Genomic DNA, 25,583 nt, shown 5'->3' on the forward strand with positions numbered 1-25,583 from the left:
AGTCCCGCACGTTCACTGAGAAACACTCTTCAAATGTGGTAAATCCACAGGAGGTGAAAGAATTGTCCCAAATGATCCTACAATCATTATCTAGAAATATCTTGAGACGTCCAAGTATTTTTATTTATAGGGCTCTTATTAAGAAGAAAATCTAAGCCTGTAATAGGGCTTAAATATTAATATACGAGGAGGAGAGGTTATGTATGTCAGTTCTATTTTGAAAATTGAAGAGGTGGCAGCATTTATTGCGAATATGAATAAAGATGCTACTCATCATGTTGGCTATTGTGGAGATGAGAAAGAGGAGTTGTTACAGACAATTATTCATGATTTTTCAGATATAGGCTGGGAACAATCTTTTGTTGCTACTTATGAGAATAATAATTTAATAGGTTTATTAGGATTTGATGTGGATGAAGTAAAGAAATGTGCAGAGATATGGGGGCCGTTTATTATCGCAGAGAATTGGGAAGAAGTTGCTTTACATAGGTAGAAGGAACTTATAGAAAAGGTGCCTTTTCATATTGAGAGATTTTATGGTTTTTATCATGTGGAAAATAATAATTGTGCCCGTTTAATGAGGAATTTACATGCAAAAGAACAAGGTCGACATAGTATTCTCGTTTTAAATAATATTGTGGAGCACCGTATTATATGTAATGTAGAAGAGGCTTTACCACAAGTGTTTGAGCAGTTTATCGCTTTACACAATCATGTGTTTTCTAATACGTATTATGACGGAAACGAAATTATTGAACGTTTAAGTAATACGAATAAATTATTTGTAAGTATGAAGAATGATAAGTTAGAAGGTTATGTATATGTGGAAGTAAATCCAGAGTTTCAAAAAGCGAATATCGAATTTATTGCAACCGCTGAAAATAGTAGAAGAAAAGGTGTCGGAGAGCGGTTATTACAAAAGGCAATTCAGTATATTATTTCCTTCCAAGGAATGAAGGAGATAGAATTATGTTTGAATACGAATAATGATCGTGCGATGAAATTGTACAAGAAAGTAGGATTTGAGGAGAAGGCATGTTTACAACACTATATAATAGAGTGAAAACCCATTCGTATGAAAATTATATTTCATACGAATGGGTTTTATTAATCTACTTTTCCCTCAGTTGTTACGGATTCAGAAGTAATTTGAGGTGCTAATCGTTACATAACCTTTTTTATTTTTTGAGATACTTCTTTTGTTTGCAAATTAACATCTTCTTTTCGCAGCTCCTTAAAGAGCGAAATGACCATAAGAACGACTACGATAGAAAATGGTAGTGCTGCGATGATAGCTGCGATTTGTAGTGCATTTAATCCTCCAGCTTGTAATAAAATAGCGGCAATTATCGCGATTGTTAATCCCCATATAAGTTTTAAACTATTTTTCGGTGATAAGCTTCCGTTACTCGTTTGCATTGAAACAACAAATGTTGCTGAATCGGCAGAAGTAACGAAAAATGTGGCTACTAAAATTAACCCGATAATCGTTAAAAATGTAGAGAATGGTAGATGTGAAATAACAGCAAATAATCCAATCTCTGTACCATTTTTTGCAATTTCATCAGCTATTCCAAGCGATTGGAACATTTCCATATGAATTGCGGTACCACCAAATACTGCAAACCAAAATGTACAGATAAGGGTTGGGACTAATACAACTCCAAAAATAAATTCTTTTATTGTGCGTCCTTTAGAAATACGAGCGATGAATGTACCGACGAATGGAGACCAAGAGATCCACCATCCCCAATAGAAAATAGTCCAGTTTTCAATCCAAGCAGAAGATTTTTCATTAAATGCTCCTAAATTTAATCCCATACTAGGTAAAGCTCCAATATAAGAACCGAGTGTAGATGTGAAATATTTCATAATAAATACAGTTGGTCCTAAAAATAAGAAAGAGATGAGTAAAATACCTGCAAGAGAGAAATTCAAGTTACTCAAATATTTAATCCCACGATCTAAGCCAGTTTGTGCACTTGTTAAATATAAAACAGCGAAGGTAGCTATAAGTACGAGCTGGGTAAGTAAAGTGTTATGAATGGAAGGGAATAAATAGCTTAATCCTCCAGCAATTTGTTGAGCACCAATCCCAACAGATGGTACAATGCCAAACACTGTGGCTAAAACAGCTAAAATATCAACTGTTTTTCCGATACGAGAATTTTTCGATCGATTAAATAATGGAGTAACTGTAGCCCCGATAGTGCTACCTTTTTGTTTGCGGAATGTGAAATATGCAATTGTTAAAGCGACCATTGCGTATAGTGACCACGGAAAGAGTCCCCAGTGGAAAAATGAATATTGCATAGCGAGTTTGGCGCTTTCTTCTGTACCTGCTTTTCCTGTTAACGGATCTGTAAAATGTGAAATCGGTTCAGCGATTCCATAAAAGAGGAGTCCAATTCCCATTCCTGCCCCAAACAACATGGATAGCCAAGATGGATAATTATATTTTGGCTTTTCTCCATCTTTACCAAGACGAATAGAACCGTACTTGGAAAATGCTAAATAAGCAGCCAAAATAATCATTGTAGTCATAAGTAGAGAGTAAAACCATCCAAATTTATTGAGGATAAATGAGTTTAAAGAAGATGTAACACTTTGTAAATCGTAGCCTTGTATCCAACTTGCTGGGGTAATTCCCCATATAATGAATAATGTTGTTAGCAAGAAGGAGATATAAAATACACTGTTTTCTTTTTTTATCATAGAATCCCACCCTTATTTAATAAAGTTAACAATTATAATAATCATAACAATTAAGTTTTTAATTGTCAAAAAATTCCCTTTTTATAATGTGAAAGGATGCAATTTGTTTTAGGGAGGTAAAGAGTAATGCGTTCACGATATGTACAAATTATAGGAAGAAATAATATGAAATATTGCATTTTATATTGTTACATCCAGATTTTATGTTAAATTCTTGAATGGAATATTAAAATAGGGGGTCAGGATATGAACAAGAAATCAAAGATCAATAAAGTGATGCTTAGCATTAGTACAATGGCTTTATCGTTAGGCGCACTTCAAACTCATGCAGCAGCGGAAGAAAAAGTACCGTATAACGTGTTAAAAACGAAACCGGTTGGAATTGAAAAGTCGGTAGATGAAGTTGGACATATTTCAAAAGTTGATGAAACTTTATCATTTCAAGAACGTTTAAAAGTAGGAGATTTTTCACAGCGACCAGCATCTATTACGAAGAAAACTGCAGTAAAGCAGGTTAAAGAAAGCTATTCAATGGCTGATTTAAACAAAATGAATGACCAAGAATTAGTTGAAACGTTAGGCAGTATTAAATGGCACCAAATTAAAGACTTATTCCAGTTTAATGAAGATGCAAAGGCTTTTTATAAAGATAAAGGAAAAATGCAAGTCATTATAGATGAATTAGCTCATAGAGGTAGTACATTTACGAAAGATGATTCAAAAGGAATTCAAACGTTTACTGAAGTGCTGCGTTCAGCTTTTTATCTTGCATTTTATAATAGTGAATTAAGCGACTTAAATGAAAGAAGCTTCCAGGATAAATGTTTACCTGCTTTAAAAGCAATCGCAAAAAATCCAAACTTTAAGCTTGGTACAGTTGAACAAGATACAGTCGTATCTGCATACGGTAAATTAATTAGTAATGCTTCAAGCGATGTTGAAACGGTTCAATACGCATCGAATATTTTAAAGCAATACAATGATAATTATACTACTTATGTAAATGATCGAATGAAGGGACAAGCAATATACGATATTATGCAAGGTATTGACTATGATATACAGTCGTACTTAACTGAGGCTCGTAAAGAAGCGAATGAAACGATGTGGTATGGAAAAGTAGATGGGTTTATTAATGAAATAAATCGTATTGCTCTTCTAAATGAAGTAACGTCAGAAAATAAATGGCTCGTTAATAATGGAATTTATTTTGCTAGCCGTTTAGGGAAGTTTCATAGCAATCCAAATAAAGGATTAGAGGTTGTTACACAAGCAATGCATATGTACCCGCGCTTAAGTGAACCGTATTTTGTTGCGGTAGAACAAATTACAACAAATTATAATGGTAAAGATTATAGCGGGAATACAGTAGATTTAGAGAAAATACGTAAAGAAGGAAAAGAGCAATACTTACCAAAAACGTATACATTCGACGATGGATCAATTGTGTTCAAAACAGGAGATAAAGTATCAGAAGAAAAAATTAAGAGACTATATTGGGCTGCGAAGGAAGTAAAGGCACAGTATCACCGTGTAATTGGAAATGACAAAGCGTTAGAGCCAGGAAATGCGGATGATGTATTAACGATCGTAATTTATAATAGTCCAGATGAATATCAGTTAAATAGACAATTGTATGGATATGAAACAAACAACGGTGGAATTTATATTGAAGAGACAGGTACATTCTTTACATATGAGCGTACACCAGAGCAAAGTATTTATAGTTTAGAAGAGTTATTCCGTCATGAATTTACTCATTATCTGCAAGGGAGATATGAAGTTCCTGGTTTATTTGGAAGAGGAGATATGTATCAAAATGAAAGGCTAACTTGGTTCCAAGAAGGAAATGCAGAGTTTTTCGCAGGATCTACTCGTACGAATAACGTTGTACCAAGAAAGAGTATAATTAGCGGATTATCATCTGATCCTGCAAGCCGTTATACAGCAGAGCGTACACTATTTGCTAAATACGGTTCTTGGGATTTCTATAATTACTCGTTCGCATTGCAGTCTTACTTATATACGCATCAGTTTGAAACATTTGATAAAATTCAAGATTTGATTCGTGCGAATGACGTGAAAAATTATGATGCATATCGTGAAAATCTAAGTAAAGATCCTAAGTTAAATAAAGAGTATCAAGAGTATATGCAGCAGTTAATTGATAATCAAGATACATACACTGTACCAGAAGTAGCTGATGATTATTTAGCTGAACATGAAACGAAGTCATTAGCAGCGGTGAAGAAAGAAATTAGTGATACGTTGCCTATGAAAGATACAAAAATGACAAAACATAATTCTCAATTCTTTAATACATTTACATTAGAAGGTACGTATACAGGTAGTGTCACAAAAGGTGAATCAGAAGATTGGAAAGAAATGAGTAAAAGAGTAAATGAATCTTTAGAACAATTGGCGCAAAAAGAATGGAGTGGCTACAAAACTGTTACAGCATACTTCGTCAATTATCGTGTGAATAGCTCAAATGAATTTGAATATGATGTAGTCTTCCATGGAATCGCAAAAGATGATGGAGAAAATAAAGCTCCAACGGTTAATATAAATGGCCCTTATAGTGGTCTTGTAAAAGAGGGAATTCAATTTAAAAGTGATGGCTCAAACGATGAAGATGGAAAAATTGCTTCTTATTTATGGGAATTTGGAGATGGAAGCACAAGTGCAGAAGTGAATCCAGTACATGTATATGAAAGAGAAGGTTCTTATAAAGTATCGTTAAGAGTAAAAGATGATAAGGGAAAAGAGAGCAGAAGCGAAACAACTGTTACGATTAAAGATGGAAGTTTAACAGAATCAGAACCAAATAATCGTCCAGAGGAAGCAAATCGTATCGGGCTAAATAGTACTATAAAAGGTAGTCTTATTGGCGGGGACCACACTGATGTTTATACATTTAATGTAGCATCAGCGAAAGATATCGACATTTCTGTTTTAAATGAGTATGGAATTGGGATGACATGGGTACTTCACCATGAATCAGATATGCAAAATTATGCGGCTTACGGTCAAGCTAATGGGAATCATATAGAAGCAAAATTTAATGCAAAACCAGGTAAGTATTACTTGTATGTATATAAATATGATAATGGCGATGGAACATACGAATTGTCAGTAAAATAAGTGCTTTTCCAATGTATGTTTAACTTTACTTTTTGTGGAAAATAGTATATTATATAGATATATAATATATCGGTTATTTTCTAGGAGGAGCCTGTCACAATAGGTTTCTCCTGTTCTTTTTTAGAGGCCTGTCTTACAGGCTTTTATTTAAAAGATAAATGACTGAAAATTAAGAACAATAATCTTTGAAAGAGGTGGGGCATACACATAACAAAAAAGGGATTGTTTAAGAAAGGGGGATAAGAAATGGTCTTGTTTGGTTATCCACTTGAAACAATTTATTTATATGGATTTATTATTGCTACTATACTCACTGTTATTTATATCTTCTTTGGAGATATATTTGAATCGATATTTAGTTTTGGGGGCGGATCTGTATCCGTTGTTACTTTATTACTTAGTTTCTTCGCCATGTTATGTGGGCTTAGTTATATAGGAGAGTACTTATTTTCCTTTAATAGTATTACTATTTTCGGGGCTGCATTTGCTATATCTTTTATCGGTGTTTTCATCATGAAAATACTAATTTTAAAACCGATTGCAGAAGCAGAACAAAATACCGTACAACGTATGGATGAATTTATCGGTTGCAAAGGAGAAGTCATTACGACAATTCCTACAGAAGGATTTGGTGAAGTATTAATTTTATCCCAATTTGGAAGTAATGCAATCCCAGCTAAAACTGTTGGAAAAAAAGATATTTCGCAAGGAACAGAGGTTATTATCGAGGGAGTCCAAGATGGTGTTTTACTTGTACAAAACATCGCTTATTCTTTAAAAAAACCAAAATTATAAGGGGGAATTTACATGACGATTCCATTAATTATCGGTGGAGTTTTACTGGCAATTTTAATTCTACTCATTTTAGTATTCATTACGAAGTATCGTACGGTTGGTCCAGATGAAGCGTTAATTGTTACAGGGAACTGGCTTGGTGGAGGAAAGAATGTTGTTACCACGGATGATGGAAAGAAGATTAAGATTATCCGCGGGGGCGGTACTTTCGTAGTTCCAATTATGCAAAGAGCAGAGCCTTTAAGCCTATTAAACTACAAATTAGAAGTTGGTACACGTGATACGTATACGAAGCAAGGTGTTCCAGTTACAGTAAATGGTGTTTCTATTATTAAAGTAGGTTCTACAATTGAAGAAGTATCTACTGCAGCTGAGCAATATTTAGGAAAAGAAACAGAAGAGTTAAAAGTAGAAGCAAAAGAGGTTTTAGAAGGTCACTTACGTGCAATCTTATCTTCTATGACAGTAGAGGATGCGTATAGTAATAGAGAGCAATTTGCTCAAAAGGTACATGAAGTAGCTTCTACAGATTTAAAGAAGATGGGACTTCGCATTGTTTCTTTCACAATTAAAGAAATAATGGATAAAAACGGATACTTAGATGCGCTTGGTCAGCCGCAAATTGCGACAGTTAAGCGTGATGCAACAATTGCAAATGCAGAGCGTGAAAAAGAAGCACGTATTGAAAAAGCACGTGCTGAAAAAGAGGCAAAAGAAGCAGAATATCAACGTGATGCACAAATCGCTGAAGCTGAAAAACATAAAGAATTAAAAGTACAGTCCTATAAGAGAGAACAAGAGCAAGCACGTGCAGATGCGGATCTTTCTTACGAATTACAACAAGCGAAAGCACAACAAGGTGTTACAGAAGAGCAAATGCGCGTTAAAATCATTGAGCGTGAAAAGCAAATCGAGTTAGAAGAAAAAGAGATTGCGCGTCGTGAAAAGCAATACGATGCAGAAGTTAAGAAAAAAGCAGATGCAGATCGTTATGCTGTTGAGCAATCAGCAGAAGCAGAAAAAGTAAAACAAATTAAAAAGGCAGATGCGGATCAATATAAGATTGAAGCTGAAGCGAGAGCTCGTGCGGAAGAAGTACGTGTGGAAGGTTTAGCGAAGGCGGAAATCGAAAAAGCGCAAGGTCAAGTGAAAGCGGAAGTACAAAAAGCGCAAGGTACAGCAGAAGCAGATGTTATTAGATTAAAAGGTTTAGCAGAAGCAGAAGCGAAACAAAAAATTGCTGAAGCATTTGAATTATATGGTCAAGCGGCAATTATGGATATGGTTCTTAAAATGCTTCCAAGTTATGCGAAGGAAGTTGCAAGTCCGCTTAGTAATATTGATAAAATCACAGTTGTCGATACAGGCGGCGGTGGTAAAAATAGCGGGGCCGGAAAAGTTGCGGGCTATGCGACTGATTTAATGGCAACGATGCAAGAAACGTTAAAGGCTTCTTCTGGAATTGACTTAAAAGAGCTATTAGAAGGATTTGCAGGAAAAGGAGCAGTGCAACAATTATCAAGTGATAAACCTGTTGTATCTGTAGTAGAAGATAAGAAAAAAGAAGTAGAAAAAGATAAAGAATAATAAGGTGGAAAGAACCTCTAGTAAGTGAAATACTAGAGGTTCTCCTATGAATTATAATATTTCGAATAATATACATTTTTATACATTGTTTTAATTATTTAATTTATATAGAATGAAAAAGATATGTATCAATTCTTTAGATGTATAAAAAGATAGAGAGTCTCATTGATACATTTAAATCGTATTATTTTTATAGAAAGATTAAATGTTAATTAATTACATTTAAAACGGTATGGAGGGGTAGAAGTATGTTTCAAGGGAAATTAAGGAGTAGTAGTTTAAAAACAAAGTTACTTGTATCATTTATTATTATTTTAATTCTTCCAAGTATTGTAATTGGTTGGACGTCTTATCAACAGGCGAAGACGAATTTTAATGAAACGATTTTAAACTCGGCGAAAGATAATATAAAAATTTTGGATAATGTAATTAATAAAGAATTGGATAGTAAAAAAGTAGATGCAACTTATTTTACGAAATTATTCACACAATCAAGTTACCAAGCAGATCAAATTCAAAACATACAAAATAAACTAGAAGAATACAATAAACTGCATCCAGAAATGGAAGCAATCTATACAGGATCTAGTAATGGACAGTTCATTCAATCACCAGCTATTCAGATGCCAGATGGATATAATCCTACAGAAAGAGATTGGTATAAAGAGGCCGTGAAGAAAAGTGGAGAGGTAATTGTAACTGCTCCATATAAGTCAAAAACGACAGGGAATATTGTTATTACACTAGCAAAACAAAACGAGGATAAAAGTGGAGTTCTTGGGATTGACTTAATCATTAATAATATTGTTACTACTTCCAAGATGGTTAATATTGGTAAGGGAGGATATGTAGCGATATTTGATCAAGATAAAAATGTAGTAGCGCACCCGAAAATGAAGCCAGGAGAGAAATTAGAAGAGAAACTTAGTAAAGAATTGTATAAACAGGAAGCTGGGGATTTTCATTATTCATTAGATGGTGAAGATCGCAATATCACTTTTAAAACGAATAAGAAAACTGGGTGGAAAATAGCAGGAATTATGCCTTCCAAAGAAATTATCGAAGCGGCTGAACCTATTTTCTATAAAACAGTAACTGTTCTTGGAATTTCACTAATAATCGGTGGGATTGTAATTTACTTCATAATTGCGTCTATTATTAAACCGTTAAAACAACTTGTCATATCATCGAAGAAGATTAGTGAAGGTGATTTAACAGAATCAATTACAGTTCATTCTAAAGATGAAATTGGACAGCTAGGAGAAAGTTTTAACGAGATGGCTGCATCGTTACAAAGTGTCATTTCCAATATAAACACTTCAGCAAGTCATGTAGCGGCATCTTCAGAAGAATTAACAGCTAGTATGAAGCAGACAAGCGAAGCAACGGAACAAATTACACAGGCGATAGAGCAAGTATCAAGTGGTGCAGAAATACAAACGAAAGAAGTTGAAGAAGGAGCAACATTGTTAGAAGAAGTTACAGAAGGAATTCAGCGTGTTGCAGATAGTTCTTCATTAGTATCTACAGCCTCTATGTATACGAAGAAAAAAGCTGAAAATGGTGGGAAGTTAGTTGAACAAACTGTGAATCAAATGCAATTAATTCATGAGTCTGTTTCACAGTCAGACAAAATCATTGGTTTGTTAGACGATAAGTCGAAACAAATTGGAGCAATCCTTGAAGTGATTCAACATATTGCAGAACAGACAAATTTATTAGCGTTAAATGCGGCAATTGAGGCTGCGAGAGCTGGAGAGCAAGGAAGAGGATTTGCAATTGTAGCAGATGAAGTGCGAAAGCTAGCAGAACAATCAGGACAGTCTTCTACGGAAATTGGGAAACTAGTGAAAGAGATTCAATTTGATATAAAAGAAACAGTAAGCTCTATGAATCAAGTTGGAGCAGAAGTACAATCAGGACTTGTAGTTGCAAATGAAACGAAGCAAAGCTTTGCCGAAATATTGAAGTCTACAAATGATACAGTTGTACAAATTGATAGCATGGTAGATGTAGCAAAACAAATGACGGTAGATGCAAAACAAGTAAGTGCATCTATTAATGAAATTGCAGCCACAATTGAAGAAAATGCAGCAAGCGTTCAAAATATTGCTGGTTCTTCAGAAGAACAATTAGCTTCAGTAGATGAAATAAATGCAGCAGCAGTCCATTTATCACAAATGGCAGAAGAATTACAAGAGATGATTAGTAAGTTTAAAGTGTAATAACAAATATTAAGAAACGAGGTAATAATTTTACTTCGTTTCTTTTTTTATGAAGAGAAAAAGAAAGAAATATAGAGTAACCGTGTTATGATTAAGTATAATTAAAGAGACTGTATATTCTTTAAATTCTATCTTTAATCATGTTAGGGGAATGGTTTTGAAATTAAAAAAATTAAAACTCCAACCGAGAATTACATTAACTATTAGTACACTTATTTTAGTGGTACTTCTGCTAACGAGTTATTTATTTTATTACATATTATCTGAAACGGTAGAAGAGCAAATTGGGAAACGGGCTTTGCATGTTGCGAAAACAGTTGCCGCGATACCAGAAATTCAGGAAGCTTTTCAAAAAGAAAATCCAGCTTCTATTATTCAGCCAATCGCAGAAAAAATTCGAATGGATACAGAGGCTGACTTCATTGTAGTTGGAAACAAAGAGGGGATTCGTTATGCGCATCCTGAGCGAGATAAAATAGGAGAAAAAATGGTTGGCGGAGATAATAAAGGCGTTTTATTAGAAGGAAAATCATATGTTTCGAAAGCAACTGGATCATTAGGCCCTTCATTACGCGGAAAAGTTCCAATCCGTAATCAGGAAAATGAAATCATTGGTGTGGTGTCTGTTGGATTTTCAATGGCTGATATTCATGGAGCGGTAGAAGTGTATGGAAAGCGTGTATTTTGGATTACAATAATAGGGCTATTAATTGGAGTAATCGGCTCTATATATTTAGCGGCAAGTATAAAAAGAATGATGTTCGGGATGGAACCAGAAGAAATTTCATCTTTATATGAAGAGCATAGTACAGTGATTCAATCTGTACGTGAAGGGATTATTGTAATCGATAAAAATGGCATGATTAGTTTAGTCAATCAAGCAGCTTATGATATTCTTTCGCTAGATAAACAACAAAATATTATTGGGGAATTTATTTTAAATGTAATTCCTAATTCAACGATACTAGATGTACTTCAAACTGGTGAAGAACAGTTTGATCGCCAATTAAATATAAAAGGACAGGCTGTTATTGCGAACCGTCTACCTATTAAAGTAAAGAATAAAGTAACTGGTGTTGTATCGAGCTTACGTTTGAAATCTGAAATGGATCAGTTAACAGCAGAATTATCTCAGACGAAGCAATATACAGAGGCATTACGAGCGCAAGCGCACGAATATAATAATTTATTGTATACGCTTTCAGGTCTTATTCAATTAGAATCATACGAAGATGCTTTAGAGCTTATTCATAAGGAAACAGCGGTATATCAAGATTTTGTTCAATTTATTATGAAGCGGATTCAAAATCCATGGCTAGGTGGAATTTTAATTGGATTTTATAATAGAGCACGAGAGTTGAAGATTGATTTTATGCTAGATAGAGAAAGTGGTTTAGAAAAATTAAGTCCACATATTGAGAGTAATTATGTCGTTTCTATTTTAGGAAATTTAATTACGAATGCATTTGAAGCAATTGAAAAAAATGAAGAGAATGATAAGAAAGTAAGGATGTTTGTAACTGATATTGGAGAAGAAATATTAATTGAAGTGGAAGATTCAGGGCAAGGGATTCATGATGAAATAATTACTAGCATATTCTATAAAGGCTTTTCGACGAAAGAAGGAGGAGAGCGAGGATATGGATTAGCAAAAGTGAAAGAGTTAGTAGAAGATTTAAATGGAAGTATTGCAATTGAAAAAGGGGATTTAGGTGGTGCGTTATTTATTATTGCACTACCGAAAGAGAGAGGCGAATAGTAATGGGTGAGGAGATTGAAGTATTAATTGTAGAAGATGATATTCGGATTGCTGACATTCATCGTCGTTTTACTGAGAAAATTGAGGGATTTAAAGTAATTGGAACGGCAACGACTGGAGAACAAGCGAAAGAATGGCTAGAGCTTGTGAAGCCACAGCTTGTTTTATTAGATGTGTACTTACCTGATATGCAAGGAACGGAACTTGTCACATATATTAGACATCATTTGCACGATACAGATATTATTATGATTACAGCGGCATCGGAAACAGATGTAGTGAGGCACGCCCTGCGGGGCGGAGTAACAGATTATATCGTAAAGCCACTAATGTTTGATCGATTTAAAGCAAGTCTGGAAGGCTATCAAAAAAAGATTATACAGTTAAAGAAAAATAATCAATTATCTACGGAGCAAATTGAATATTTATGGTCTCAAAGAGGGGTGAAGGGAGATCAAATAGAATATGCCCCGAAAGGGATAGATCCTTTAACTTTAGCGAAAATAAAAAAGCATATGTTAACAGTTAATGAAGAAGGGATTACAGCAGAGGTGCTAAGTTCAATGGTAGGCGTAAGCCGATCAACGGCAAGGCGTTATTTAGAGTATTTGATATCTGGGAAGAAAGTCCACGCAGAGCTAATATATGGAAGTGTTGGGAGACCCGAGAGACGTTATTTTCTTGTTTCTTCATAATAAAAAACAGTAGAGGATTTTATTCCTTCTACTGTTTTTTTTGCATCTTATATTGGAATAATCCCAATTACAATTCCGGTAATTAACATAACCATTGTCGTTCCAACGGCCCACAATAAAGTGAAGCGTTGATGTTCACCGAAATCAACTTTTGCCATTCCGACCAATAAATAAGTGGAAGCGACAAGAGGACTTAATAAGTGAACGGGTTGCCCAAGTAAGGAAGCGCGTCCCATTTCAGCTGCACTAATTCCGTAAGTAGCAGCAGCTTTCGTCAAAATAGGTAATACCCCGAAGTAAAATGCATCATTAGACATGAAAAATGTGAATGGCATACTGAGAAGTGCTGTAATAATTGGCAATTGTGGTCCAAGTGCATCTGGTATAAGAGTTACTACACTGTTAGCCATTGCATCTACCATTTTTGTTCCAGATAAAATACCAGTGAAAATACCGGCAGCAAATACGAGAGAAACAACTGCTAATACATTCCCAGCATGAGAAGCAATACGTTCTTTCTGTTGCTCTAAGTTTGGATAGTTAATCATAACAGCGATAGCAAAAGCGACTGTAAATAAAACAGGTAATGGCATAACTTCTAGTATGAGACAGACAAGTAATGTGGCGGTTAATAAAAAGTTAATCCATAGAAGTTTAGGGCGTTTATGCACTGCTGCTTCGACAGTTGCAGCTTGCTCATCCATTGTTTGCATTTGTTTTAAATACTGTACATCCATAATTCCTAAACGTTTTCTTTCTTTTTTTCCAAGATAGTAGGCAACGAAAACAACCCAAATTGCACCAGCAATCATTCCTGGAATAAGAGGTGTAAATAATTCGGAAGCCTCAAGCCCAAGTGCGCTCATAACACGAGCTGTGGGTCCACCCCAAGGTGTAAGATTTGTTACCCCTGCCCCTAACATAACAACTCCAGCTAATATGAGGGGGTTCATTCCAAGGCGCTTATATAGTGGATACATTGCGGAAACTGTAATCATGTATGTTGTTGTACCATCACCATCTAGAGAAACGATAATAGTCAATATAGCCGTTCCGACAACGATTTTTAAAGGATCTCCTTTTACAAATTTTAAAATCTTACTAATGACAGGATCGAATAAACCGCTATCAATCATAATCCCAAAATATAAAATAGCGAACATAAGCATAATACCAGTAGGTGCTAATTTTTGGATCCCCTCTAACATCATAGGTCCCATATCGGCATAGAATCCGCCAATTAATGCAAAAACACTCGGAATTAATATTAATGCTACTAGCGCTGACATACGTTTCGTCATAATTAAAAACATAAAGACAAATACCATCGCAAATCCAAGTAGTGCTAACATGTAATTTCCCCCTCAAAAGAATGATTGCGCTTTCAAAATAGAATAAAAATTCAGAAAAAGGTTTTTTATTTATAATAAAAGCATCTATTCAAATGGTAAATAATTTGAAAAATAACATCATTAGAAGCATAATTTTTATTTTGTTCATTTTGTTCACGGTAGTTAATTTGAATTTTTAAAAAGTAAGCTGCTTCTCGTAAGAATGGTAGAATAAGATGAAAATAGTGAAGTGTGAAATAGGGAGTAGATGTTATATGAAAACGAGAATTGAAGAGATTTATAGCTCTTATGAAGGAAAAGTAGAGGAGATTTTTATTAATGAATCTTCTTACGTATATGAATGGGAAAAATTACTGATGATCCGAAAAAATGACGGTGAGCTTAAAAAAATTGCAGTCGGGATTAGTGGAAATATAAGATTGGTAAATGTAGAAGTTGGACAGGAAATTAGTGCGGATACATTATTAGTTAAATTAGAAGATGATTTGTTAATTACAGGTTGCGAGTGATGAGAGATGTGTAGAAATAACTACACATCTTTTTTTGTTTCCTATATTACAAAAAGCACATTGTTTTTTCACAAATCTCACACAACCTTTTGGTATTCTTTTCGTGGAGTATACGGTTTCTAGGGAGGAATATTGATGAAAGTAAAATATGTCGTACTTGCTATATGTTTATGTTTCGTATTTACGGTAGTCGGGTGTGGGAAAAAGGAAACAGCAGCTGTTGCCATTGATGAGAAACATGATAAATGTGATATTTGCCAAATTGGGGTAACAGATAATCAATTTGCAACAGAAATTATTTTAGAAAATGGAAAAGCGTTAAAGTTTGATGATATCGGTTGTATGTATAAATGGATGGAGATCAACTCAGATGAAAAGACGAAAGAGAAATTTGTCCGAGATTATGATTCGAAAGATTGGATTTCGTTAGAAGACGCTACTTACGTATATGATAAAACAATAACGACACCGATGGCTTATAATGTCATTTCATTTAAAAATAAAAAAGATGCAGAGAGATTTGTATCTAACTATAAGGGGAAAGTTCTTTCGTATAAAGAGCTAGCAGAGCATAAATGGGAAATGAATAAAGAGATGATGGGGAAACCGAAAGCAGGAAATCATGGTGGACATCATTAATAGGAAAAGACAACTATGTAGTTGTCTTTTTCTATTATTACTCAGGTGCAAATATAGAAAAGGTGTAAAATTTTTAGCAGAACGGTTACAATGGAATATAGTAACCTAAAGCAATCATTTATGTACTTTTTAGAAATGTATACAAATGCGGTAAAAACGTGCTAAACTAATTGCTTCATAATGTTAATGATGGGGCCATCAGGCGTATCATTTCAATAGGTTGAGAAACATAGTATAAGCTTAAGATAATCCGATTAAAGAAGGAATCTAAAGGGCTTATGGATAAATGTAATCAAGAAGAGTTATTGTATGTGATGGAGGAATGGTTAAGAAAACATTATCTTTCATAGGAGCTGTAGTTGTGAGAAAACAAAAAATTTTATTATGTATTTTATTAGGACTTTTAATGACGGTAGTGGCTTGCGATAAGCAAGAAGAACCAGAATCGAAACCGGTTCATGTGAAAAATGAGAAGAAAAAAGAGAAGCATAAAGAACAGGAAGAATCTAAAGAAGAGAAAAGTATAAATTTAATGGACAAACAGTTGTTACTTTCAGCTACTCTTGGAGACACAGAGACAGCTATGAAGTTGATTCAGGATGGAGCGAATATAAACGTAGAAGGTGACAACGGAGAAACGCCTGTCCTTGCAGCGACGTACCAAAATCATGTAGAGACAGTTAAAGCATTAATTGGTGCAGGTGCTAATATTGAAATTAAAGATGAGAAAAAAAGTAATCCACTTCTTTATGCAAGTAGAGAAGGATATACGGATATTGTAAAAGTATTAATTAATGCAGGAGTTAATACGAAAGAAACGACTAGGTCAGGTGGGACAGCACTTATTTCTGCATCTGAGCGTGGCCATGTAGAGGTTGTTAAAGAATTATTAGAGCATACAGATATTGATGTGAATTATAAAAATGAACGTGGTGGAACAGCGTTATTAGAAGCAATTGTATTAGGAAATGGTAGTGAAAACCATAAGAAAGTAATTCAATTACTTATTGATCACGGTGCAGATGTAAACATGGCTAACAAGGAACATCTGACACCACTGCAATACGCTGAAAAAAGAGGTTTTAAAGATATTGTAAATATGTTGAGGGTAGCTGGAGCGAATGAAGTAGTACAGCCACAACAACCAGTAGAGTAAAAAACGAAAAATAATCCCATTTAGATAGACAGAATGAAGAAATCAGTTAGTATGATGGATTCAGTAATGTGTATTTGAATGGGATTTTTATTTTGAACATGAAAAATAGATTATGAATGGATGGTAAATGGAGTAAATAAGGAGGCAACCTTATTTGGCAATTGTAAAAAATGAAAAAGTAGTTTCTGTTTGTTGCAGTGCCAGAAGTACGCCCGTAGCTGCTGAGGCAAGTGTGGAAACTTTAGCGGAGTTTCAAGGGAACGGATATGGTACTGATGTTGTTACAGCCTGGGCCATATCAATACAAGAGAAAAGGCGCATTCCACTTTATAGTACTGCTTGGGATAACTTTAGTTTGCAAGCAGTGGCAAGCAAACTAAAAATCATTAACTATGGAATGAATTTACATATTGATTGAATTTTAAGTATTGTTTCGTTCTATTTATTTATATTTTAATATCTAGATTAATGTAAATGATGATATGGTGAATATTAACATTCGATTAACACCTAATTAACAATCTATCAAAACTGACTTAATAAATGCGTAATATAGTAAAGGTAACAAAATAACTAGGGTAGAGAACATTTGAGAACACCCACTTACATATAATGTGCCACTTTCTTAGGTGTGCTCTATTCCCTAGAGTTCAAATAAGGAGAAAGGCGTTCTATGTAAGTAGGTGTTTTTAGTTTGGATAAAAATAGAACAGTTAGGTGGAATAAATGTTTAAAGAACCTTATATTGCGATGATAAAGGATTGGAAAGGATACAAAGCATACAAAAAATTGCCGAAAACAGTTTTTCTTATGACTGGTTCAATGCTGGAATTACCAGAGCGTGTATATGAATTGCAGAAACATGGACATGATGTATTTCTTCATTGTGATTTTATACAAGGCTTAAATACGAATACAGAGGAAGCGCTTTTGTATATTCAAGATGTTATCGGGGCACAAGGTATTATTTCAACAAAGGGTTCAACAATTCGAAATGCTAATAAAATTGGATTGAAAACAATTCAACGTATTTTTATTGTAGATACTTTATCTCTTACTAAATCAATTGAAAATTGTAAAACGACTAAACCAAATGCAGTAGAGATTATGCCGGGGATTATGCCTTCTATTATTAAGCAGCTAGTAGAGGAAATAGAGTTTCCTATTATTGCAGGAGGGCTGATTCAAACGCGAGAAGATGCGGAAATTGCAATTCGTGCAGGAGCAAGTGCGATTTCAACAAGTCATTATGAAGTATGGATACAAGAAGAAAAAAGGAGTGCAACCTTGTGATTGAATTGAAAAATGTTTCAAAGGTATATAAAAATGCAGAAGAGACAGCGGTTAAAGGCGTATCGGTTCATATTAAGAAGGGTGAATTTTTTGTTTTAGTTGGACCTTCAGGATGCGGGAAAAGCACATTATTACGAATGATCGCTGGCTTAGAAGAGATTTCTTCAGGAGATTTAATTATTAATGAACGTGTTGCAAATGATCTAGAGCCGAAAGACCGTAATCTATCAATGGTATTTCAAAATTATGCATTATATCCACACTTATCTGTAGAAGAAAATATTTTATTTGGACTTAAGGTAAGAAAAGTACAAAAAGAAGAGCGACAAAAGCGATTAATGGAAGCTATTGAAATGGTAGGACTGAAAGAGTATGTGAAAATGAAACCAGGCCAATTATCAGGCGGACAAAGACAGCGTGTTGCACTTGCCAGGGCAATTGTGAGTCAAGCGCCAATCTGTTTAATGGATGAACCACTTTCGAATTTGGATGCGAAATTACGTGCGCAAATGAGAATTGAAATTAGAGAAATTCAGCAGCGATTAGGAATTACGATGATTTACGTTACCCACGATCAAATAGAAGCGATGACTATGGGTGATCGTATCATGGTTTTAAATAAAGGAAGTATACAGCAAGTTGGAACACCACTTAACATATATAACGAACCAGCAAACGAATTTGTTGCAAGCTTTATAGGTTCTCCTTCTATGAATATAAATGATGGGGAAGTAAATAAAGAAAAAGGTGTATTACATATAGGACAATTGCAAATTCCATTATCTATTAGACAGTTAAAGCAATTACCAGAAGGAACAATTCGCATAGGCATGCGCCCTGAGCATATTGCACTGTCTGAGGAGGGACAAGAAGTGACGTTGCAATCTGTAGAAGTATTAGGGAATGAATCTATATTGAACTTTGCGGTAAATGGAACAACTTGGAGTGCGAAAGTTATCGGACAGTTACTCCTGAACAAAGGTGACAAAGTAAAATTATTATTCTCGCAAGAAAAGTTATGCTTCTTTAACGAAAACACGAATGAACGCTTAAAAGTGGTAGCTGAAGAAGAGTTGAAAGTGGTGGCGAAATAATGATCGAAGTAAGTAAGTTACCAGTTCAAACAAAGGTGTCAAAAAAGAAAAAATTATGGGAGAGAACGAAAGATTTAAGAATAGGATTATTGTTTTTGGCGCCATCTATTTTGCTATTTTCGATTTTTCTGTTCTATCCATTGTTTAGGACGATTTATTATAGTTTTTATTTAACCGATATACATGGAGAAGCTAATCTTTTCGTTGGCTTAGAAAATTATCAATATTTATTCTCTGATCCAGCCTTCTACAAAAGTATAAAATCAACTTTATTATTTGTTTTATATACAGTTCCTACGAGTATTATATTTGCTTTGTTTCTTGCATTGATTGCAAATGGAAAGGTAAGAGGTATTGGGTTATTCCGAGTTCTGTTTTCTTCGACGATGGGAATATCAGTAGCTGCTAGTGCAGTGATTTGGCTATTTTTATTTCATCCAAGTGTAGGATTATTTAATAATATATTAGCCTCTATGAACCTTCCTGCAATCGCATGGTTAACGAGTCCGGACTGGGCACTATTCTCTGTATCAGTTACAACAGTTTGGGTGAATACAGGTTTTGCATTTTTAGTTATATTAGGTGGTTTACAAAATATTGATACGTCTTTATATGAGAGTGCATCTATAGATGGTGCTAGTTATTTATATAAGCTTCGCCGTGTTACATTACCGATGCTATCACCAACTTTATTCTTTATTGTAACAGTAACATTAATTAGTGCGTTCCAAAGCTTTGGACAAATTGATATTTTAACGCACGGTGGACCAAATGATGCAACGAATTTAATTGTGTACTCGATTTACAAAGAGGCGTTTGTGAATCATCAATTTGGAACAGCAAGTGCACAAGCGATGGTATTATTTGTTTTCATTTTCGTTGCTACATTACTTCAATTTAAGTTTGCTGAGAGAAAGGTGCATTATAAATGATTGTTAAACAGTGGAAACAAAATTTCCTATTATACATGCTACTCATTATTAGTGCAGTGATGGTATTTTTTCCTGTACTGTATGCATTTTTAATAAGCTTTATGACACCAGACGATATTCAAATGAGAAGGTTATTTCCGACCCAGTTTACTTTTGATAATTTCATTAATATTTTTCAAAAAGTACCGCTTTTTACATACTTATATAACAGTTTAATTGTATCGACAGTCGTTATGATTGGACAACTTATCGTATCAAGTTTAGCAGCTTATGCTTTTGTTTTTCTTCAGTTTAAAGGGAGAAACTTAATTTTCTTCCTGTTTATTTCAACGATGCTTATTCCGTGGGAAGCAACGATGGTGCCTAACTTTTTAACGATTCAAAACTTTGGCTGGATCAATAGTTTCGCCGGGATGACAGTGCCGTTTTTTGCAACAGCTTTCGGTATTTTCTTGTTACGTCAACATTTTATGACACTCCCGAATGAACTGAAAGAAGCTGCTTTTATTGAAGGGATTGGAAATATAAGATTTTTATTCAGCGTTGTAATACCGTATTGTAAAACGAGTTTTATTACGCTTGGAGTATATAGCTTTTTAACAACATGGAATATGTATTTATGGCCACTTTTAGTGACCACTGATGAAAAAGTAAGAACAGTGCAAATCGGTGTAAAGCAGCTTCAGTCTCAAGAAGTTGCAACTGATTGGGGAAGCGTAATGGCCGGTGTTACGGTTATCGTTATTCCAACATTGATTTTACTATTTTTAGGGCAAAAGCAATTACAACAAGGATTAACAAAAGGTGCAATTAAATAACTAAGAGAAGGTGAGATTTAAATGAGTCTAGTTAAAAAAGGTGCTGCTCTATTAATGGTAGCAACAATGGCATTATCTAGTGCAGCTTGTTCAAATAGTAAAACAGAGGGAAAACCTGAAGTACAGGCAAAAGTAGCACCTGTTGAAAAAAATGGTGATAAAACTGTAATTCGCTTCTGGCATGCGATGGGTGGAAAAACACAAGGAGTATTAGATGGTCTTGTTGCAGACTATAATAAGTCGCAAAATAAATATGAGATAAAGGCAGAGTTCCAAGGGACATATGAAGAGTCTTTAACGAAATTTAGAACGATGTCTGCAACGAAAGAAGCGCCAGCTCTTGTTCAATCGAGTGAAATTACAACGAAATATATGATTGATAGCAAAAAAATCACACCAATTGATAGCTGGATAAAAAAAGATAAGTACGATACGTCAAAATTAGAAAAAGCAATTACAAATTATTATTCAGTTGATGGAAAAATGTATTCTATGCCATTTAATTCATCTACACCAGTATTAATTTATAATAAAGATGCTTTTGCAAAGGCGGGCTTAGATCCAGAGAAAGCTCCAAAAACATATGCGGAATTACAAGAAGCAGCGAAAAAGTTAACGATTAAAGAAGGCGGAAATGTAAAACAATATGGATTCTCCATGCTTAACTACGGTTGGTTCTTTGAAGAATTGTTAGCGACACAAGGTGCTTTATATGTAGATAACGAAAACGGCCGTAAAGATGCTGCAAAGAAGGCGGTATTTAACGGTAAAGAAGGACAGAAAGTATTTGGAATGTTAGATGATTTAAATAAAGCTGGCGCACTTGGAAAGTATGGAGCAAGTTGGGATGATATTCGTGCCGCGTTCCAATCTGGACAAGTTGCTATGTATTTAGATTCTTCAGCAGGTGTTCGTGATTTAATCGATGCATCTAAGTTTAATGTAGGTGTTTCATATATTCCGTATCCTGAGGATTCGAAACAAAATGGTGTTGTTATTGGTGGAGCATCATTATGGATGACGAATATGGTTTCAGAAGAAACGCAACAAGGTGCTTGGGACTTTATGAAATATTTAACGAAGCCAGACGTACAAGCAAAATGGCATACTGCAACAGGTTATTTCTCAATTAATCCAGATGCATATAATGAGCCATTAGTAAAAGAGCAATATGAAAAATATCCACAGTTGAAAGTAACAGTAGATCAATTGCAAGCGACGAAGCAATCTCCAGCAACACAAGGGGCTTTAATTAGTGTATTCCCAGAATCACGAGATGCAGTTGTAAAAGCATTAGAAGCGATGTATGACGGGAAGAATAGTAAAGAAGCGTTAGATGAAGCTGCCAAAGCAACAGATAGAGCAATTAGCATTTCAGCTCGTACGAGTCAAAAATAAGAGAAAGCCGTATCCTTAAAAGGGATACGGCTTTCTTTATAGGGAGATAAGGGATCAAAGAAATGATGAAGTCTTATCTCTTTTATATGAGTAAAGGGTCTAGAGTGAATGTTGTCCTTTTCATTATTTATTTAACTCCATTGCGACTTGTTTACCATTTACGAAAACCTCTACTACCGCTACTACAACTTCCATTACTTTTTTCATCTCTCATCTCTCCTTATTTTTTGTTTCATTTCTTACTCTCAGTATAAGGAAATACAGTAATTACAACTATCGAATTGGATGACAAGAGACTTACATTGTTGTAAGGATAATAGTTTAGTTTGTAATAAAGTGAAACTGTAATCAGTGGGGGGCTTACTGCCCGTTAATGCGGGATTTTAATTCTGAACTTTCTGTCGTTTTGAACTATAATTAGAAAGAGGGGGGATAATATGAAAAGAATTCTTGTTATTAGTGATATTCATGGAGAGATAGAAAAGTTCGAACATTTATTGGAAGAAGCTCAATATGATGCGAAACAGGATCAATTAATCTTACTGGGAGATTATGTAGATCGTGGTCCAAATGCGCGTGCTGTAATTGAAAAGGTAAGAGAATTGAAAAAAGAGGGAGCACTCATTTTAAAAGGAAATCATGAAGATATGATGATTAAGGCGTTAACGACAAATGAGGAACGTTCATGGAACCATTGGGTAAAAAGAAATGGTGGAGATAAGACATTATATAGCTATGGATTTGTAGAAGAAGATATTGCGGTTAATGAGAAAGACTTCCAAAAACCGATTTTACACTCTCGTGTATTAGAGGAACATATAAAGTTTATTCAAGAATTAGATCATTACATTGAAACAGAAGAGTATATATTTGTACATGCTGGGGTTGAACCGATGAAACGAGTTTCTGAATCTGAACCATATACATTAATGTGGATCCGTAATGAATTTCATAATGGATATAGCGGTGAAAAGGTTATTGTATTTGGGCATACGGAAACAAAAACGCTTCATGGTAGTGAGGATTGCGGAGTGTATTTTGGTAGTAATCGTATTATTGGGATTGATGGCGGGGCTGTGTATGGCGGTCAGCTAAATTGTTTAGAGTTGCCGAGTAAAAAGGTATATGTAATAAAAAATTGAAAGAGATAAGAGGAATCTTATTTCTTTCAATTTTTTATTAAGCTAAATTTAAGACAAAGTTTTTATAATAAAACTTCAAAATTTTAGAAGGAAATAGTTAAAAATGAAATTACGTAATGTAACTACATTCTTTTGTTATGAAGAGAAGAAATGTAATAATAAATAGAATTGAACTATTTGATGGAAGGTGAGAGCATGCGTTTACTTGTAGTAGAAGATAATGCTTCGTTATTAGAGTCTATCGTACAAATTTTACGTGATGAATTTGAAGTAGATACGGCAATAAATGGAGAAGATGGATTGTTTTTAGCTCTTCAAAATATATATGATGCAATTTTGCTGGATGTGATGATGCCAGGGATGGACGGATTTGAAGTGATTCAAAAAATACGAGATGAAAAGATTGAAACACCAGTCCTGTTTTTGACAGCGAGAGATTCTTTAGAAGATCGGGTGAAGGGATTGGACTTTGGTGGAGATGACTATATTGTTAAGCCATTTCAGGCCCCTGAATTAAAAGCGAGAATTCGTGCTTTACTACGCAGAAGTGGTAGTTTAACAACGCAGCAAACAATTCGCTATAAAGGCATTGAATTGTTCGGAAAAGATAAAGATGTTCAAGTAGATGGAAAAGGTATGAAGTTATCATTAAAACAATATGAGCTTCTAGAGTACCTTGTTCAAAATAGCGGAAAGATTTTAATGCGTGAACAAATTTTTGATCGTGTTTGGGGATTTGATTCAGATACGACAGTAGCGATTGTAGAAGTGTATGTGCATCATTTACGTAAAAAATTAGAGCCATTCGGTTATCAGAAAGATATTCAAACCGTTCGAGGTATTGGATATATATTAAAAGAACAATGAAAAAAGGAAGTATGTTTCAAAAAACACGCATTCGTTTGACTATAGTGAACTCATTAGTATTTATTCTATTAATAGGTATATTAGGCAGTATTATTTATTCGTACACATACAAGCGTATTTATAGTGAAGTAGATCAATCTATAAAAATGATAGCTCAGTATAGAGAAAAATTAGATGTTAAAGTACCACCAAGAAAACGCATGGAGAATATCCAAATTGGAGATCCGCGAGTAACTAGAATAACTTGGAATGGGAAAATAGTGAAAATAGAGGGCGATAACCGTAAATTCCGTTCTATTTTTGAAGAGAATTTGGAAAGTTTTTCTCCCGAAAAATTAGAGGAGTTACAAGATATTGAAGTACAAGGACGATATTTTAGAGCATTTTCGCTTCAAAAAGATGGAGAAATAGTTCAAATCGTGCGAGATATAACAGCGGAAGAAGGAATGTTAAATACTTTATTTTTAATTCTCGTTATAGGTTGTAGCATAGGAAGCCTCTGTGCGATAGGTATTGGCTTTTTCCTAGCTGGTATAGCACTTGTACCTATTCAAAGTTCATGGGAGAAACAGCAACAATTCGTTTCTGATGCATCACATGAACTCAGGACACCACTTGCAGTTATTCAATCAAAAACGGATGTTTTATTCCAGTCACCATCCGCTACGATAGAAGAAAAAGCGATGGATATTTCTACAATTTCAAAAGAATGTAGGCGGTTATCGAAACTCGTTAGTAATTTATTATTGCTAGCACGTTCTGATTCTAATCAAATTGAGATGGATAAGAAAATATTTGAACTTGATAAATTGTTAGAAGAAATAGTAGCTCCATATAAAGAGATTGCTTCTTATCAAGAAAAAGAAATGATGCTAAAAGTAGAACGTGGTGTATCTTTTATGGGGGATAGAGAGCGGATTCATCAAATGATGGTCATACTGTTAGATAATGCGATGAAGTATACAAACGAAGGTGGGCATATTCAAATTGATTGCACGCAAACGAGTAGTTCAATTCGCATACAGGTGAAAGATGACGGGATAGGAGTGAAAGAAGAAGATATTCCGAAATTATTTGATCGTTTTTATCAAGGGGATAAAGCAAGAAGTACGTCAGAAGGAGCTGGATTAGGTCTTTCAATCGCAAATTGGATTGTAGAAAAGCATTACGGAAAAATATCAGTAGAGAGCAAATGGGGAGATGGCACTTGTTTTGAAGTGATTTTCCCTAAAAATCAAAAAATATAAGTAAGAAGACGACCTTGTTTTTACAAGGTCGTCTTTTTTTAAGGGAAAGTTAAGAAACTATTTATATTATGTATGGCATAAAGAAAGTTCGTTACATGAAGAAGAGATTAGGTGTATGTGAGTGGGGTTTATCAATCATAATGTTATCTCAAGCAGCGATGAGATGTATGTATAGTATTAAAAAAACTAGGGGAATGATGGGAAAGAAAGTATAAG

General features: G+C 34.5%; 19 protein-coding genes and 3 pseudogenes. 20 read left to right on the forward strand and 2 right to left on the reverse strand.

The genetic code is table 11. From position 1 onward, the window contains the following. Window positions 1-199 precede the first annotated feature (199 nt). Window positions 200-1,063: pseudogene (locus tag MHH55_RS24160) on the forward strand (GNAT family N-acetyltransferase). Between the two features lie 101 nt (window positions 1,064-1,164). On the opposite strand, the gene opuD reads toward MHH55_RS24160, so the two are convergent. Continuing rightward, window positions 1,165-2,715: a glycine betaine transporter OpuD gene (gene opuD / locus MHH55_RS24165; protein ID WP_000591577.1), complete on the reverse strand. Its 1,551-nt coding sequence runs from the start codon at window positions 2,713-2,715 to the stop codon at window positions 1,165-1,167. Window positions 2,716-2,961: 246 nt separating this feature from the next. Between opuD and colA the strand changes: the two genes are divergently transcribed. From colA to MHH55_RS24195, 7 genes and pseudogenes are all read left to right on the forward strand, one after another. Then, window positions 2,962-5,859, forward strand: a complete 2,898-nt coding sequence (gene colA / locus MHH55_RS24170) for a collagenase ColA (RefSeq protein WP_017656620.1) — start codon at window positions 2,962-2,964, stop codon at window positions 5,857-5,859. Between the two features lie 246 nt (window positions 5,860-6,105). After that, the gene (locus MHH55_RS24175; protein ID WP_000242445.1) at window positions 6,106-6,654 is read left to right on the forward strand and encodes an NfeD family protein; all 549 of its coding nucleotides are present in this window, start codon (window positions 6,106-6,108) and stop codon (window positions 6,652-6,654) included. 12 nt (window positions 6,655-6,666) lie between these two features. Continuing rightward, window positions 6,667-8,241 (forward strand): flotillin family protein, encoded by a 1,575-nt coding sequence (locus MHH55_RS24180; RefSeq protein WP_078186954.1) that lies wholly within the window; start codon window positions 6,667-6,669, stop codon window positions 8,239-8,241. Between the two features lie 248 nt (window positions 8,242-8,489). Next, a pseudogene (locus tag MHH55_RS36470) lies at window positions 8,490-9,524 on the forward strand (HAMP domain-containing protein); the annotation flags it as partial. Between the two features lie 81 nt (window positions 9,525-9,605). Continuing rightward, complete coding sequence (locus MHH55_RS36475; protein WP_370622813.1) at window positions 9,606-10,466, forward strand: methyl-accepting chemotaxis protein; 861 nt, start codon at window positions 9,606-9,608, stop codon at window positions 10,464-10,466. A 151-nt stretch (window positions 10,467-10,617) separates the two neighbouring features. Further along, on the forward strand, window positions 10,618-12,225 hold the full coding sequence (locus tag MHH55_RS24190; protein WP_002025277.1) for an ATP-binding protein: 1,608 nt from the start codon (window positions 10,618-10,620) through the stop codon (window positions 12,223-12,225). A gap of 2 nt (window positions 12,226-12,227) precedes the next feature. After that, entirely contained in the window at window positions 12,228-12,920 is a 693-nt protein-coding gene (locus tag MHH55_RS24195) for a response regulator (RefSeq protein ID WP_000503461.1), read from the forward strand. A 47-nt stretch (window positions 12,921-12,967) separates the two neighbouring features. Here the strand turns inward: MHH55_RS24195 and MHH55_RS24200 are convergent, their stop codons facing one another. Next, window positions 12,968-14,272 (reverse strand): CitMHS family transporter, encoded by a 1,305-nt coding sequence (locus MHH55_RS24200; RefSeq protein WP_000880464.1) that lies wholly within the window; start codon window positions 14,270-14,272, stop codon window positions 12,968-12,970. A 254-nt stretch (window positions 14,273-14,526) separates the two neighbouring features. Between MHH55_RS24200 and MHH55_RS24205 the strand changes: the two genes are divergently transcribed. The 12 genes and pseudogenes from MHH55_RS24205 to MHH55_RS24260 all read left to right on the forward strand — a co-directional run bounded on the left by MHH55_RS24205 (window position 14,527) and on the right by MHH55_RS24260 (window position 25,367). Beyond that, on the forward strand, window positions 14,527-14,781 hold the full coding sequence (locus tag MHH55_RS24205) for a hypothetical protein (protein ID WP_000857376.1): 255 nt from the start codon (window positions 14,527-14,529) through the stop codon (window positions 14,779-14,781). Window positions 14,782-14,916: 135 nt separating this feature from the next. Beyond that, window positions 14,917-15,420: a nitrous oxide reductase accessory protein NosL gene (locus MHH55_RS24210; RefSeq protein ID WP_048538433.1), complete on the forward strand. Its 504-nt coding sequence runs from the start codon at window positions 14,917-14,919 to the stop codon at window positions 15,418-15,420. A gap of 322 nt (window positions 15,421-15,742) precedes the next feature. Then, window positions 15,743-16,576, forward strand: a complete 834-nt coding sequence (locus tag MHH55_RS24215; RefSeq protein ID WP_000239625.1) for an ankyrin repeat domain-containing protein — start codon at window positions 15,743-15,745, stop codon at window positions 16,574-16,576. A 142-nt stretch (window positions 16,577-16,718) separates the two neighbouring features. Further along, window positions 16,719-16,994 (forward strand): annotated as a pseudogene (locus tag MHH55_RS24220) (GNAT family N-acetyltransferase); the annotation flags it as partial. Between the two features lie 308 nt (window positions 16,995-17,302). Continuing rightward, window positions 17,303-17,869 (forward strand): glycerol-3-phosphate responsive antiterminator, encoded by a 567-nt coding sequence (locus MHH55_RS24225; RefSeq protein WP_000472003.1) that lies wholly within the window; start codon window positions 17,303-17,305, stop codon window positions 17,867-17,869. Then, window positions 17,866-18,963: an ABC transporter ATP-binding protein gene (locus MHH55_RS24230; RefSeq protein WP_000571390.1), complete on the forward strand. Its 1,098-nt coding sequence runs from the start codon at window positions 17,866-17,868 to the stop codon at window positions 18,961-18,963. The genes MHH55_RS24225 and MHH55_RS24230 overlap by 4 nt, the downstream gene beginning before the upstream one ends. Continuing rightward, window positions 18,963-19,895: a carbohydrate ABC transporter permease gene (locus MHH55_RS24235; RefSeq protein WP_000573797.1), complete on the forward strand. Its 933-nt coding sequence runs from the start codon at window positions 18,963-18,965 to the stop codon at window positions 19,893-19,895. Before MHH55_RS24230 ends, MHH55_RS24235 begins: the two co-directional genes overlap by 1 nt. Continuing rightward, entirely contained in the window at window positions 19,892-20,713 is an 822-nt protein-coding gene (locus MHH55_RS24240; RefSeq protein WP_000635946.1) for a carbohydrate ABC transporter permease, read from the forward strand. The genes MHH55_RS24235 and MHH55_RS24240 overlap by 4 nt, the downstream gene beginning before the upstream one ends. A gap of 21 nt (window positions 20,714-20,734) precedes the next feature. Further along, window positions 20,735-22,111, forward strand: coding sequence for an ABC transporter substrate-binding protein (locus MHH55_RS24245; protein ID WP_000060609.1), 1,377 nt, complete (start codon window positions 20,735-20,737; stop codon window positions 22,109-22,111). Between the two features lie 437 nt (window positions 22,112-22,548). Continuing rightward, window positions 22,549-23,253 carry a metallophosphoesterase family protein gene (locus tag MHH55_RS24250; RefSeq protein WP_000821952.1) on the forward strand — a complete coding sequence of 235 codons (705 nt, stop codon included), beginning with the start codon at window positions 22,549-22,551 and terminating at the stop codon, window positions 23,251-23,253. A gap of 195 nt (window positions 23,254-23,448) precedes the next feature. Continuing rightward, window positions 23,449-24,120, forward strand: coding sequence for a response regulator transcription factor (locus MHH55_RS24255; RefSeq protein ID WP_001238621.1), 672 nt, complete (start codon window positions 23,449-23,451; stop codon window positions 24,118-24,120). Next, window positions 24,117-25,367 (forward strand): sensor histidine kinase, encoded by a 1,251-nt coding sequence (locus tag MHH55_RS24260; RefSeq protein WP_078186953.1) that lies wholly within the window; start codon window positions 24,117-24,119, stop codon window positions 25,365-25,367. The genes MHH55_RS24255 and MHH55_RS24260 overlap by 4 nt, the downstream gene beginning before the upstream one ends. The last annotated feature ends 216 nt before the right edge of the window (window positions 25,368-25,583 follow it).

It is taken from the genome of Bacillus sp. FSL K6-2944, from assembly GCF_038005385.1.
Classification (GTDB): Bacteria; Bacillota; Bacilli; order Bacillales; family Bacillaceae_G; genus Bacillus_A; species Bacillus_A cereus.

Coding starts and splice junctions, on each gene's coding strand:
- MHH55_RS24225 (WP_000472003.1), top strand. CDS start 17,303: ATGTTTAAAGAACCTTATATTGCGATGATAAAGGATTGGAAAGGATAC.
- opuD (WP_000591577.1), bottom strand. CDS start 2,715: ATGATAAAAAAAGAAAACAGTGTATTTTATATCTCCTTCTTGCTAACA.
- MHH55_RS24245 (WP_000060609.1), top strand. CDS start 20,735: ATGAGTCTAGTTAAAAAAGGTGCTGCTCTATTAATGGTAGCAACAATG.
- MHH55_RS24180 (WP_078186954.1), top strand. CDS start 6,667: ATGACGATTCCATTAATTATCGGTGGAGTTTTACTGGCAATTTTAATT.
- MHH55_RS24175 (WP_000242445.1), top strand. CDS start 6,106: ATGGTCTTGTTTGGTTATCCACTTGAAACAATTTATTTATATGGATTT.
- MHH55_RS24210 (WP_048538433.1), top strand. CDS start 14,917: ATGAAAGTAAAATATGTCGTACTTGCTATATGTTTATGTTTCGTATTT.
- MHH55_RS24250 (WP_000821952.1), top strand. CDS start 22,549: ATGAAAAGAATTCTTGTTATTAGTGATATTCATGGAGAGATAGAAAAG.
- MHH55_RS24205 (WP_000857376.1), top strand. CDS start 14,527: ATGAAAACGAGAATTGAAGAGATTTATAGCTCTTATGAAGGAAAAGTA.
- MHH55_RS24255 (WP_001238621.1), top strand. CDS start 23,449: ATGCGTTTACTTGTAGTAGAAGATAATGCTTCGTTATTAGAGTCTATC.
- MHH55_RS24235 (WP_000573797.1), top strand. CDS start 18,963: ATGATCGAAGTAAGTAAGTTACCAGTTCAAACAAAGGTGTCAAAAAAG.
- MHH55_RS24240 (WP_000635946.1), top strand. CDS start 19,892: ATGATTGTTAAACAGTGGAAACAAAATTTCCTATTATACATGCTACTC.
- MHH55_RS24260 (WP_078186953.1), top strand. CDS start 24,117: ATGAAAAAAGGAAGTATGTTTCAAAAAACACGCATTCGTTTGACTATA.
- MHH55_RS36475 (WP_370622813.1), top strand. CDS start 9,606: ATGAAGCAGACAAGCGAAGCAACGGAACAAATTACACAGGCGATAGAG.
- MHH55_RS24190 (WP_002025277.1), top strand. CDS start 10,618: ATGGTTTTGAAATTAAAAAAATTAAAACTCCAACCGAGAATTACATTA.
- MHH55_RS24215 (WP_000239625.1), top strand. CDS start 15,743: ATGGTTAAGAAAACATTATCTTTCATAGGAGCTGTAGTTGTGAGAAAA.
- colA (WP_017656620.1), top strand. CDS start 2,962: ATGAACAAGAAATCAAAGATCAATAAAGTGATGCTTAGCATTAGTACA.
- MHH55_RS24200 (WP_000880464.1), bottom strand. CDS start 14,272: ATGTTAGCACTACTTGGATTTGCGATGGTATTTGTCTTTATGTTTTTA.
- MHH55_RS24195 (WP_000503461.1), top strand. CDS start 12,228: ATGGGTGAGGAGATTGAAGTATTAATTGTAGAAGATGATATTCGGATT.